Source organism: Rhodococcus sp. H-CA8f (genome assembly GCF_002501585.1).
Classification (GTDB): Bacteria; Actinomycetota; Actinomycetes; order Mycobacteriales; family Mycobacteriaceae; genus Rhodococcus_F; species Rhodococcus_F erythropolis.
In genome coordinates this window covers 1,611,547-1,624,190 of record NZ_CP023720.1, presented here as the reverse complement: position 1 = coordinate 1,624,190, position 12,644 = coordinate 1,611,547, and the positions used below count along the sequence as shown (strand labels likewise).

Here is a 12,644-nt window from a genome sequence, read left to right as displayed (position 1 = left end):
TTCAGTTCTCGTAACGGCCGGAAATGTCGATCACGTCGCCCTGCTTCTCGAACGCCTGAGTAGCGGCATTCCACTCGAACGGCTGAAAGGCCAGGATTCCCAACGCATGATCCGCGGTCATCGTGAACTTGATTCCGTCGATGAACATCGGCGGGTGGTAGTCCTGCGTTCGCGCGGCACTCATGATGGTGGCACGTGAGAGTCCGTCGGATGACTGAGAGGCCCGAGTGAAGTTGTCCACCAACAGGTCACCGATGGCCCAGCCGTTCACGGTGTAGCTGTTGGTCGGGGAATCTGCACCGTGAGCCGCTGCACCGGCGAGATAGTCGCGCACCGCCGCGTCGTCCTTGTAGAGAGCGTTGTTGGGATCCTTGAGCCACACCATCACCTGCTGCCCGTCGGCAGCATCACCGGCGGGTGCATACAGGGTCGCACCGTCGACGCAGTTCGACGGCTGAATCACGGTGTCGGGCTTCCATCCGACACGTCCGATCGCCTGAGTGATCGCGAGGCAGTCGGTAGTGACACCGGCGACCACCAAAACCTCGGCGCCGCTGGCCTTGAGAGTCGAAGCCGCCGTCTTGGGGTCGGTCAGCGCCTCCTCCGCCGCGATCTCGAAGTTGGTTCCTTCGATCGCGGACTTGAAGCCGTTGGCGATTCCCTGTCCGGACTCGGTCTGGTTCGTGGCCAGTGCGACCTTGGCGCCGTTCGGATACTTCTTCTTCAAGCTCTCGACCACTACCTCCATCTCGACGCCCGGATCCGGTAGATACTCCGTGGTCCACGGGAAGTCTTCGATGACCCGGAACTCGGGCATGCCTGCCTGCGCGAAGAGCAGCGGCACGCAGGCAGTGGTCTGATCGTCCGCGATGGCGTTCAACTGTCCGGCCCCGAAGGTACCCAGAACGTCGACCTTGTCCTTCTGAATGAACTCTCCGACGTTGGCTTTGGCGCGCTCCGGGGAGAATGCATCGTCCTTGACCACGACGTCGAGCTTGACGCCGCCGAAACCGCCGGCCGCGTTCTCCACCTCGAACCGTGCTCGCATTCCTTCGATCACGTTGCCGACGGCATCGGCGAGCGGGCCTGACGTCGGCCCACTCCATCCCACCGTGAGTTTGTCGGTGATCGGCGCTGCGGCACCGCTGGGATCACTGCAGTCGTCGACCGATACTGCTCCGGCCGATGTCGACGTGTTGCTCTCTGCGTCGGAGCTACCTCCGCAGGCCGAAAGGAGTAGTGCCGCAGCGGCGATGACTGCGGGAATCGTGGTCTGCCTTTTCATATCGTCCAGTTCCTTGCTGTGAGTTGAGGGAAACGAGAGTGGGCGAGGGAGACGGCGCTCAGGTGCGAGGTTCACCCTCGCGATACTTGGGATGATCTGCGGGAACCACGAGGACGAACCGTCGGAGCACGCTGTTGATCCGTCCGACGATTCCGTCCGGCATCAAGAACACGATCGCGATCAGCACCGCGCCGAACACCACTCCCGACACGGGGCCGTCGGTGACGCTTCCGGTGTAGTACGGCAAGAACACCACTGCCGTTGCCCCAACGATCGGGCCGAATTGGGTTGCGATTCCGCCCAACACCAGTCCGGTGATGAACTCGATCGACTTCATCAGCGAGAAGGATTCGGGTGAGAGCGCGCCGATGTACATCGTGAACAGTGAACCTGCCAGGCCCGTGATCGCGCCGGAAAGCCCGAAAGCGAGAATCTTGACCCGCGCGACGTTGATGCCATTTGCGCTCGCCGCGATCTCGTTGTCACGCACCGCGACCATAGCCAGACCGAATCGACTCTTGACGAGATTGCGAATCAGGAGCATGACGATCGCCAGAGTCACCACCGACACCCAAAAGATCCAGAGGTAGGTGTCGGCTCGGGTCAGACCCGTCCATTTCGGCGGAACGAGCAGATTTGCGCGAACCACCATTCCGGCGGCACCACCGGTCAGATCCCCGGTCTTGCGGATCACCTCGGGAAATGCAACAGCGACGGCGAGTGTCACGAGAGCGAGATACAGCCCCTTGATCCGCAACGAGGGAAGACCGACGAGAAGCCCTAGTACAAAACACAATACGACCGCCATCGGGATCGTGGTCAACGGCGAGTATCCGCGATCGACGATCAGAACGCCGGTCGTGTACGCGCCCAGGCCGAAGAAGGCAGAATGGCCGATCGACAGAAGTCCGGTGTATCCGCTGACGATATTGAGTCCCGCAATGGCAATCGCGATGATGAAGACGCTCGTGAACTGCCCCACGCGAAACGGCGCGCTCTGTGACGCGAGAAGCAACGCACACACGGCAGCCACCAGCAGAACCAACTGGAGTATCCGGTACGACGTCGATCCGGCGACCACTACCCGCGGTCGCCTGACTGCCTTTTCGGCGACGGTGGGTTCATTTCTCTCGGCAAGCGTCGTCATACCCGCTCCAGTTTCTTGGTACCGAACAGTCCATTGGGTCTGACGAAGAGGATCACCACGATGATCAACAGGGCGGATGTCTGCTGCAGCGAACCGCCGATGACCGAAATGTAGCCGCTGAGCATCGATTCCAGGACACCGATCGTCAACCCGCCGACCACGGCGCCGACGAGACTGTCCAGGCCGCCGAACAGCGCTGCGGCGGATGCTGCGATGAAGATCGGGAACATGGTCGTGAGACCGAGTTGTTGCGGCGAGAGCGGAGTGACCAGGACACCGGCCAGGGCACCGATGGCTGCTGCTACTCCCCAACCGATTGCGAGTATCCGGCTGGTCGGAACTCCGGCGAGAGTGGCAGATTCGGCATTGTCCGCGACGGCACGCATGTGCAGACCGACTCTCGTCTTGCGAAAGAGCAAGGACATCAACACAAGTAGGACAACGAGCGCCACCAGTACGCCCAGTGCGTCGCCGTACACGCGCGCACCGCCCACCGAGATGTAGTCGGTCGGACCGTTGGGGAACGGGCTCGGCATTATCTTGGTATCGCTCCCCCAGAGCATTCCGGCCAACGAGTTGAGCCCGGTGAACAATCCCAGTGCCACGATCAGCACTGCCATGTCGCTTCGACGCTGAACCGGCCGGATGAGCAGACGCTCCATCAATGCTCCGAGCAGGAACCCCAATGCCAGGGCCGCTCCGATCGCCGACCAGATCGGCCAGGACATCGTCGTCAGCCACCAGGCGACAAAGGTTGTGAACAGGGCCAACTCGCCCTGAGCGAAGTTGATCGTGCCGGTGGCGCGAAACACCACCACTAGTGCCAGCGCGAGAATTGCGTAGATCGACCCGTTGGTCAATCCGGAGATGAGTCGTTCGAGAAAGAGTGTCACCGTTTACTCCTGGTACCCGAGGTAAGCGCTGCGCACGACGTCGTCGGAACGAAATTCCTCGGGCGTTCCGGCAGCGACGATGGTGCCTACGTCGAGCAGGAAGACCTTCGACGCGAGTTTCATCGCGAGATCGGCGTTCTGTTCCACGATCAGCAGTGCAGTTCCGTCGCTGCGGTTGATCGCACCGAGCGTGTCGAACAATTCGGCAATGACGATGGGCGCCAGACCCAGGCTCGGTTCGTCGCACAAAAGAAGGGTGGGACGGCTCATCAATGCCCGTGCGACCGCGAGCATCTGCTGTTCACCGCCTGACAGCGAACCGGCCAACTGGGTGGACCGCCGCGCGAGCACGGGGAATGTCTCACACCACCGCTCGATGTCGGCTTCGATCTCCGCCTTGTCCTTACGAAGGGCCGCGCCGACGAGCAGGTTGTCACGCACCGACAGTTGGCCGAGAGTTCCGCGGCCCTGTGGGACAAGGCTGACGCCGGCGGCCACGGCGCGTTCAGGTTTGGATCCCAACGGCGAACCGTTGAAGGTGATCGTTCCCTGATGCGGGATCAATCCGGCAAGCGCGCGCATCATGGTGGTCTTGCCTGCACCGTTCGCGCCGAGAACGACAGCGACCCCGCCGGGTTCCACGTCGAGCGAAATCCCGTGCAGTACATTGCCTCGCCCGTAACCGGCATGCAGATCGTCGACGCTCAGCAGGGTCATGCCGCACGCCCCAGATATGCGTTGATCACGGCGTCGTCCTGCTGGATCTCCGCCGGGGTTCCCTGGGCAATTTTGTGGCCGAAGTTCAGGGCGACAACGTGATCGGAGATCCCGAGCACCAATCCCATGTGGTGTTCGACCAGAAGCGCGCCGAAGCCGAAGTCGTCGCGGAGCGAGACGATCAGTTCTCCCAGTTCTTTGACTTCACTGTGCGTGAGCCCGCCGGCAGGTTCGTCCAGCAGAAGCAGCGAGGGCTCGGACATCAATGCCCGTGCCAGTTCGACACGCTTGAGAGTTCCGAACGGTAGACCGGACGCGGGTGCGTTCGCGACGTCGACGAGTTCGAGACGTTCGAGCAGGTACCAGGCCTTCTCTCGAAGTTCTCGGACTCGGGCACGCGCCGGAGGCAGGCCGAGAAGCCCACTCGCGAGCCCGAAGCGACCTCGCGACGATCCACCGACCATGGTGTTGTCGAAGACACTCATGCCGCCGAACAGCGCGAGATTCTGAAAAGTTCGAGCGATTCCTGCAGATGCCAACGCGTAGGGACGCAATCCCAACAGGTCGGTTCCTTGCCAGGTGATGACACCGCGACTCGGTTCGTAAATCCTTGTGATGCAGTTGAACAGCGTGGTCTTACCAGCGCCGTTCGGCCCGATGAGTCCGCAGATCTGTCCCGCGCGGACGTCGAATCCGACGGCGTCGAGAGCCGTGACTCCGCCGAATTCGATCGACACATCGGAAAGCGTGAGTACGACCGGTGCATTCCCAGGTTGTGCGGGTGGTGTGTTTCCAAGCATTGGTTTCACCTCCTCGTGACACTTCAATTAACAGTGTGATAGAGATTACTACAGTAAACAGAGGCACTCCGTCAACGTGCGGCCCCCGATCCGGAGCCGAGAAGGGACATCATCGTGAGGTCCAACAACATTCACGCAGTCGACAGCTGCGGGGGCCCAGACGTCAGGGACTACAGCCCGGTCGACGCTCTCGTCGCCAAGCAGGAAATCTACGAGGTTCTGGCTCGTTTCCTCCGAGCCGCAGACCGCGGCGACGTCGAGGACGCCAGGCGGTGTTATCTGCCCAGCGCAACCGAAGACCACGGGGGTGTCTTCACCGGCACCGCCGACGACTACATCGACCACATCGCCGGGGCCATCACCCACCCACGGTCACTGACCACCCACGCAATGACCAACGTCTTGGTCGAACTCGACGGGGATACAGCACACGTCGAGTCCTACGTGCTTGCCTTCGCGCGAATCAAGACCTCGGACGGCATAGCCGACACACTCACCGCGGCGCGCCTGATCGACCGCTTCGGTTTCGAGGACGGCAGGTGGGGAATCCGCCACCGCGCACTGCGGTGGGACTGGAACCACGACATGGCCACAGCCGAAGGCTGGATCTTCGGGATGCTCGCGCCTGAAACGTCATTGAAGAAGAGCAAGAAATTCCCCGACGACCTCATCTACACCCGACAGACACAGGAGAACTCATGACAACCTTTCGCGGAACTCCGGTCGAGGGTGCGACCGTCCTCGTCACCGGCGCCAATCGAGGCCTCGGGTTGGCCTTCGTCCAACAGGCGAAGTTGATGGGCGCAGCCAAAATCTATGCGGGGGTGAGAAATCCCGACGAGGTGCCGGCCGAGCTCCGAGCCACCGGTGCGCACATCGTCGAACTCGACGTCACCGATCCAGGACTCGTCGACACTGCCGCCGCGGCGTGCGGTGACACCACGGTCGTCGTCAACAACGCCGGGCTGTTCACCGGGAATCGGCTGATCGAGGCCGACGACCGAGAGGCCGCTCGCGCCGAGATGGAGGTCAACTACTTCGGACCGCTGACGATGATCCGAGCCTTCGCGCCGGTCCTCGCCGCCCGCGGCGGTGGATCGATAGTCAACGTCTTGTCAGTCGCCGCAATCGCACCAACCGCCTTCATGGGCGGCTATTCACCGGCCAAGGCGGCTGCTCTGTCGCTCGGCGGCATCGCCCGTGCCGAACTCGAACCGCACGGCATCACCGTCACCTCGTTGATCGTCGGCAGTGTCGACACCCGCATGGCTTCACACGTGCAGGGCCACAAGGAAAATCCCCTCGACATCGCCGCGACCGGACTCGCCGCCATGCAACGCGGCGAGTGGACGTGCGACACCGATTTCATGGCAATCGACGCCCGTGCGCGTCTGGCTCGAGACCCGATTCGGTACGAACGCGGACTGGGCAAGCTCCTCTTCGCCGGCGAACTGACCACTCGATCATGAGCGATCCGATTCGTGTTGCCCAGTGGGCGACCGGCGCCATCGGCAAGACCGCGCTCCGCGGAATCATCGATCGTCCCGACCTCGAGTTGGTCGGCCTGTACGTCTACAGCGATGCCAAGGTCGGGCGCGATGCCGGCGACATAGCCAGACGCGCGCCGACGGGCGTGATCGCCACACGCGACGTGGACGAGATCATCCGCTCGCGCCCCCAGGTTCTCATCCACAGTCCGCGTTTGCAGATTCCGTACGAACGCCACGACGACGATTTGTGCCGTCTGCTGCGCGCCGGGATCAACGTGATCACGACGGCCGGGCAGCACTTCCCCCGCGCACACGGCACCGAGCGCGAGCACATGTTCGCCCAAGCATGTAAGGAAGGCGATTCGACGCTCTTCGGCGTCGGAGTGAGCCCGGGCGTCATCGGTGAGCGATTGGCGTTGGCTCTGACGGGAACATCGATCGAACTGGACCGCATCACGATCGACGAGGTGCTCGACGCTCGCGGCATGCCTGACCCCGACTTCGCGTTCACCGTCATGGGAATGGGCTCGCCCCCGGAGGAACTGGACGGAACCGGGCCGTTGCCCTCGCTGTACGCGTCGCTGTATCTGGAGACCATCGCGTTCATGTGCGAACGTCTGGGGATCACCTACGACGAGGTCGTATCCGATCACAGGGTCGTTGCGGCGCGAACGGATCTCGACGTGGCCGCTGGACGCATCGCCGCCGGAACCGTCGGAACCACCGAATGGCGCTGGCACGCAATGGTCGACGGAAAGCAGTTCCTCACTCTGGCCATCATCTGGACCATGGAACCCGATCGTGAGGAATACGCGGGGCGCGATCAGTGGGAAGTCCACCTGTACGGCAAACCCGAGATCGTGATGACCGTCAATCTCGTCGAACCACAAGATCCGAACAGCCGGACAACCGCCGGTCAGTTCATCACTGCGGGCCCGGCACTACGCGCCGTCGAGCATGTACTCGCTGCTCCCACCGGCATTTTCGAACCCCCTGTCTTTGCCCCCTTCAGATTGGAGCATTCAGCATGACCACTCAGCCGACGGCCGTAGGTTCGACTGCCACCCGTGAACCCGCCACCCGCGAACCTTCTGTGAACGCGCTCCTACCCGATGGTCGCCCCGTGCAGAATCTCGAAGACTTGCTGCGCAGCCGGGCGATTGCCAGTCCGGAGAGCACCGCCGTCATCTCCGATGACGGCCGTACCAGTTTCCGCGAGCTGGACATCGAAGCAAATCGTGTCGCGAATGCACTTCTGCGCGATGGTGTTCGAACAGGTGACCGGGTGGCGTACATCGGCGCCAATGCACCGTCTTTCCTCTCCGTCCTGTACGGATCTTCGAAGATGGGCTCGATTCTGACGGCCGTCAACAATCGGCTGGCACCGGGCGAGGTCGACTACATCCTGAGCAACAGCGAGCCGACCGTCGTCGTACTCGGAGCAGGCGATGAGGGCCTCTCCGACGTCGCCGCGGCGGTCGGTAGCGTCCGGACCGTCGTCACGGTGGACGGTTCCGCAAACTCGGTCTCGTGGAACGACTGGCTCTCCGGTGCAGGGGACGACGACCCAGGAGTGTCACGCCTTCCCGACGATACCGCGCTGATCTTCTACTCGTCGGGAACCACCGGCCACCCCAAGGGAATCGAACTCACCGGCGCGAACCTCGGCCGCGCCCTCGCGACCATGTATCACCTGCTCGATCTCGACACCGATTCCGTGGCCATGTGCCCGGTCCCGTTCTTCCATGTGGCGGGGCTGGGTCTCGCTCTCGTCACGACGCTCGGCGGTGGCGCTCTACTTCTCAAGACCATCGCCGGTCCGCTGGAGCTGGTGGCGCTGATGCAGGAGTACCGGGTGACTCATGCGGTCGCTGTTCCCGCGGTGATCAGCGTCCTCACCTCCCTTCCTGCTGTACGCGAGGCGGATTGGAGTGCCCTGCAGTTCCTGGTCTACGGAGCGGCGCCCATGCCGCTACCCCTGTTACAGGACGCCACCAAGGTTTTCGGATGCAGTTTCCTGCAGGCCTACGGACTCACCGAGTCGACTGGCGGCGTCACCATGCTGACCCCCGAAGATCATCGGGCGACCGACGAGTCGACCGCGCATCGGTTGAAGTCCGTCGGGCAACCGATGTTCGGCGTACCCATCCGCATCGTCGATCCCGTGACGCTCGAAGACGTCCCGGTCGGTACCCGCGGCGAGGTGGTCATCGGCGGCGCTCACGTCATGAGGCGCTACTGGCGCAACGAGGTAGCCACTGCGGCCACCATGTTGGACGGCGACTGGCTCCGAACAGCAGACGGCGGATCGTTCGACGAGGACGGGTATCTCTACCTCCACGACCGCCTCAAGGACATGATCGTCTCCGGCGGTGAGAACGTCTATCCCGCCGAGGTGGAGAGCGTTCTCTCCGGCCACCCCGGCATCCGGGAGGTCGCGGTAGTCGGCGTTCACTCCGATCGGTGGGGTGAGACTCCCATTGCGGTGGTCGTTCGTTCGGGCGATTCGGCTGTCACCGAAGCTGAGATCATCGAGTGGTCACGCGAGCGACTGGCGCACTTCAAGTGCCCCAGTGCAGTTCAGTTCATCGAGGAACTGCCACGCAACGCGAGTGGGAAGCTTCTCAAGACTCGTCTGCGACAGGACTTCGCTTGAGTCCATGACAAGAATTCGGGGCCGGTCGCTTTGAGCGATCGGCCCCGATTTCTGTCGTTCGATGTGAAGCTGGCTCAGCCTGGGTGAATCCGGAATTCGACGCCGCCGACGATCAGGCCGGGCTCGACGGTGTTCGCTCCGATCGACGCCGCCAGATCGACCGCACTGAGCATCGACCGCTCGCCCGGAACGAACGACACGGCGCGCGACCCCAGCGCAATCGAGAGTGATTGCGCCGAATCCAGTTTCTTGCCGAACACTTCGGCCCACAGCGCCGCCGTCTTGGCCGGATCGGGAGAGGACACGTCGACGCCGAGAATGTCGTCGACCCGTGGATCGAGGGAAACCTCCTTCTCCGTCTGGTCCCAGAACCACTCGTCGGCGTCGGGAATCTCGTCGAGTTCTACGAGCAGTCCGAGATCACCGGGATGAAGTTGGACGATCCGGTGACCGTAGGCCTCCAGATCGGCCACCGTCCGAACATCGGCCGCAGCTGCACGTTCCAGATAGGGCTCGATGTTCGAAACCTGGATCGAGAGTGCATAGCCGCCCTCCCCTCCGCCCTTGCGGATCCATCTCGCCAGCGAGACCGTCTCGTCGAGCGGTGCGACGATCTCGAGAAATGCCTGCGGCCCGACGGCCAAGGTCTCGTCGGCCAAACCGATGTCTTCGAGCAGTGGATCTGCGAATCCTGGTGCCAGATTCAACGCTTCACGTAATTGTTGACCGGTCTTGTCCAGGTCTCGTGCACCGATCACCACCTGCCGCAGGATCTCCCACGTGCCCGCGTCGTGCGTGCCCGTCACAGTCCGACCGCTTCGGCTGCGGTGTCGGCACTCTGCCAGCGTCGGAGCTCGGCACCCGGCGCCCACGTCGAGTGGGTGCCACTCGAAATCCGTTCGGGAAGGCGAAGTTTGCACAATGGTCCGTCTCCGACGCGGGCAGCGTCGAAGATCAGGCAGAAGGACGCGTCCTCGTTCATGTCGGTGGTCAACGTGATGAGATAGCCGTCGTCTTCGGCGGTACCACCCACGCGTGGTGCCATCGAGGTCTCGCTTCCATACACGCCGTCACCGAAGGAGAATCGTTCCTCGTTCCCCGTCAGCAGGTCGTGTTTGACCAAGCCGTCGAACAGGAACCACGACGGCTTACCAGAAGCCGCATAGGCGTATCGGTACTTCTCACCCGCGAAATTGCCGTTCATCATGCCGAATTCGGTGATCGAGTCACTGAGTTGCTCTTCACGCGTGGCTCCGGTGACCAGGTTCAAACGCCAGCGGTGAAGCCGCGTCTGCATGCGATCGAGAGCGAGGAAACGGAAGGCGCGCTCCCACTGATTGCCCATACCGTTGTCCGACGGCTCCGGATCACCCTGGTAGAAACCGTCCAGAACAATCTCGTCCCCCTCTTCGTAGGCGTTCACGAAGTGCAGGACGTAGGTCGGATCGGCCTCGAACCACTTGATGTCAGCGGTGTTTCCGCGGCGTGGGATGACTCCGAGACGGAGCGGGATATCGGGATGGAAATTCGCGACGTGCGCGCCCTTCTCCAGTAGAACCGGATCCCAGAACAAGGGGCAGTCGTTGAGGATCGCGTAGTTCTCCGTGAAGGCCATGTCGTGTGGCAACCGCGGACCGGGAAGCGGGACGTCGACGTAGTGGACCAACTCGTTGGCCGAGTCCACGACGCCGTAGTGCATGTACGGCGCTTCCTTGCTGTAGTTGAAGAACAGCATTTCTCCGGTCTTGTCGTCCACCTTCGGATGCGCGGACACACCCCATTCGAAGGGGAACTTGCCGTTCCAGCTTTCCTTTCCGAGTGTCTCCGCCGACATCGGATCGAGACGATACAGATCTCCGCACTGGTAGAAGCTGGTGAGAGCAGTCCCCCGGTGAACGACGACGTCGGTGCTGGACGCGTCCTTCATCCGAGTGCGCGCACCCTTGCCGCCCTCGGGGCGACTGAGTTTGGGAGACTCGGCGAGTCCGGCCCACAAGGCGCCGCCGGCATCCTGCTCGGCCGCCAACCCGTCAGTCCGTACGAATCGATTGCGGTAGAACGACTCTCCGTCACGAAAGCCCACGATGTGAATCATTCCGTCGCCGTCGAAGGGATGATAAGCCTTCATCGAGGGATGGAGCGGATTCTCGGTGTTGCGCAGGTAGACACCGTCGAGGTCTTTCGGAACCTCACCGAATACGACTTCGAGGTTGTCCGCTTTGAACTCGGTGGTCTGGGGTTGCCACGGGCCGGTGCGATACGGGTGATCGTCATCGGCGGGAAGGGTGGACAACAACTTGCCTACGATTTCGACGTCCATGGAATTCTCTTTTCGACTGATGGGGAAAGGCTGGGCTGCACTTTCAGGAAACTGCGTCGACGACAAAACTGACGGTGGTGGCCGTGCTTCCACCGAAGTTGAGCGTCGCAAAGCGGCTCGCACCCTCGACTTGGAAACCGCCGGCCGTTCCCGTCACCTGATGGGCCGCGTCGAGAAGCATTCGAACACCACTGGCACCCACCGGATGACCACCGCCGATCAGACCGCCGCTGGGGTTGATCGGTAGCTTGCCGCCCATTGCGATGTCACCACTCTCGATGGCTTTCCACGACTCGCCGGGCGCGGTCAGACCGATGTGGTCGATCGCGAGATACTCACTCGCCGTGAAACAATCATGTGTTTCGATCCCGTCTATCCCGGCCAGGTCGACTCCGGCCCGGGAGAAGGCACCCATCACCGCATCCCGAACGTGTGGCATCACGTAGGGATTATCGGCGTCGCGGGCCAGCTTCTGCTCGAGACCTAAACCAACAGTCCGGTGACCCCAGCCCGCGATCTGGGCCAGCGGAGTCGCCGCAGCACCCGGGTGCTCACGGAGGTACTTGTCCGTCACCAGCACAACCCCGGCGCCACCGTCGGTCACCTGGCTGCAATCGAATCGTCGAACACCACCTTCCACAACAGGATTGGTGGCGTCGTCGCCGCCTGCATTCCCGAGCAGATCGGGTACCGCCCAACCGCGTGTCTGTGCATTGGGGTTGTTCTTCGCGTTCGCGAAATTGATCTGCGAGATCGCGCGAAGATGAGATTCGTCGATCCCGTAGCGCCGCCCGTACTCCTTCGACACACGATCGAACATGTACGGCCACATGAATTTTGCTTCCTGACCTTCGTGTCCGACCCAGGCTGCAGCGCCCAGATGTCCGGCCGCGTCATCACCCGGAACCGTCTTCTCCAGTTCGATACCCATCACCAGAGCCGCGTCGTAGTTGCCGGCGCGCAGGTCTGCCATCGCGGCGAGTACGGCGATACTGCCCGATGCGCACGCCGCCTCGTGCCGGGACGAGGGCACACCCCATAGATCTGGATGCACGGTGGCGGGCATCGCACCCAGCTGACCTTGGCCGGCAAACAATTGACCGAAGGCATTACCGACGTGGATCACCTCGATGTCGGCGGCAGGAACCTTCGCCGCGGCCAGGGTGTGGTTCACCACCTCTTCGGCAAGGTTCGCGAAATCGAGTTCCTCACGGGCGAAGTTCCGTGCGAAGTCGGATTGGTACCCGCCGAGAATCCAAATGTTCGAAACAGTCATGACCTCTCCCCTTGCCGATCCGGCATCGGTGACGTCACCGAGATACCCGTGCATCGGCGG

The 12,644-nt window shown here is 62.3% G+C and carries 12 protein-coding genes; 4 read left to right on the top strand and 8 right to left on the bottom strand.

Annotated features, from left to right (window positions below; all coding sequences use genetic code 11):
• Position 1: 1 nt before the first annotated feature.
• From CPI83_RS07820 to CPI83_RS07800, 5 genes are read right to left on the bottom strand one after another with little or no spacing between them, the layout of a single operon-like run.
• Complete coding sequence (locus CPI83_RS07820; RefSeq protein ID WP_097387045.1) at positions 2-1,285, bottom strand: ABC transporter substrate-binding protein; 1,284 nt, start codon at positions 1,283-1,285, stop codon at positions 2-4.
• A 58-nt stretch (positions 1,286-1,343) separates the two neighbouring features.
• Positions 1,344-2,432, bottom strand: a complete 1,089-nt coding sequence (locus CPI83_RS07815) for a branched-chain amino acid ABC transporter permease (RefSeq protein ID WP_019744802.1) — start codon at positions 2,430-2,432, stop codon at positions 1,344-1,346.
• Positions 2,429-3,325, bottom strand: coding sequence for a branched-chain amino acid ABC transporter permease (locus tag CPI83_RS07810; protein ID WP_019744803.1), 897 nt, complete (start codon positions 3,323-3,325; stop codon positions 2,429-2,431). Before CPI83_RS07810 ends, CPI83_RS07815 begins: the two co-directional genes overlap by 4 nt.
• 3 nt (positions 3,326-3,328) lie before the next feature.
• Positions 3,329-4,042, bottom strand: coding sequence for an ABC transporter ATP-binding protein (locus tag CPI83_RS07805; protein WP_020970388.1), 714 nt, complete (start codon positions 4,040-4,042; stop codon positions 3,329-3,331).
• Positions 4,039-4,842 (bottom strand): ABC transporter ATP-binding protein, encoded by an 804-nt coding sequence (locus tag CPI83_RS07800; RefSeq protein WP_020970389.1) that lies wholly within the window; start codon positions 4,840-4,842, stop codon positions 4,039-4,041. The genes CPI83_RS07805 and CPI83_RS07800 overlap by 4 nt, the downstream gene beginning before the upstream one ends.
• Before the next feature lie 114 nt (positions 4,843-4,956).
• Between CPI83_RS07800 and CPI83_RS07795 the strand changes: the two genes are divergently transcribed.
• Genes CPI83_RS07795 through CPI83_RS07780 form a run of 4 tightly spaced genes read left to right on the top strand, consistent with a single transcriptional unit; the run spans position 4,957 to position 8,988 of the window.
• A complete protein-coding gene (locus tag CPI83_RS07795; RefSeq protein WP_097387044.1) occupies positions 4,957-5,544 on the top strand; it encodes a nuclear transport factor 2 family protein in 588 nt (195 codons plus the stop codon).
• A complete protein-coding gene (locus CPI83_RS07790) occupies positions 5,541-6,311 on the top strand; it encodes an SDR family oxidoreductase (protein ID WP_020908685.1) in 771 nt (256 codons plus the stop codon). The genes CPI83_RS07795 and CPI83_RS07790 overlap by 4 nt, the downstream gene beginning before the upstream one ends.
• On the top strand, positions 6,308-7,363 hold the full coding sequence (locus tag CPI83_RS07785; protein ID WP_097387043.1) for a dihydrodipicolinate reductase: 1,056 nt from the start codon (positions 6,308-6,310) through the stop codon (positions 7,361-7,363). Before CPI83_RS07790 ends, CPI83_RS07785 begins: the two co-directional genes overlap by 4 nt.
• The gene (locus CPI83_RS07780) at positions 7,360-8,988 is read left to right on the top strand and encodes an AMP-binding protein (protein WP_097387042.1); all 1,629 of its coding nucleotides are present in this window, start codon (positions 7,360-7,362) and stop codon (positions 8,986-8,988) included. Before CPI83_RS07785 ends, CPI83_RS07780 begins: the two co-directional genes overlap by 4 nt.
• Before the next feature lie 74 nt (positions 8,989-9,062).
• On the opposite strand, the gene CPI83_RS07775 is transcribed toward CPI83_RS07780, so the two are convergent.
• From CPI83_RS07775 to CPI83_RS07765, 3 genes are read right to left on the bottom strand one after another with little or no spacing between them, the layout of a single operon-like run.
• Positions 9,063-9,794, bottom strand: a complete 732-nt coding sequence (locus CPI83_RS07775; protein ID WP_019744810.1) for a hypothetical protein — start codon at positions 9,792-9,794, stop codon at positions 9,063-9,065.
• The gene (locus CPI83_RS07770) at positions 9,791-11,308 is read right to left on the bottom strand and encodes a carotenoid oxygenase family protein (protein ID WP_019744811.1); all 1,518 of its coding nucleotides are present in this window, start codon (positions 11,306-11,308) and stop codon (positions 9,791-9,793) included. Before CPI83_RS07770 ends, CPI83_RS07775 begins: the two co-directional genes overlap by 4 nt.
• A 43-nt stretch (positions 11,309-11,351) precedes the next feature.
• The gene (locus CPI83_RS07765) at positions 11,352-12,638 is read right to left on the bottom strand and encodes an acetyl-CoA acetyltransferase (protein ID WP_097387041.1); all 1,287 of its coding nucleotides are present in this window, start codon (positions 12,636-12,638) and stop codon (positions 11,352-11,354) included.
• Positions 12,639-12,644: the final 6 nt, after the last annotated feature.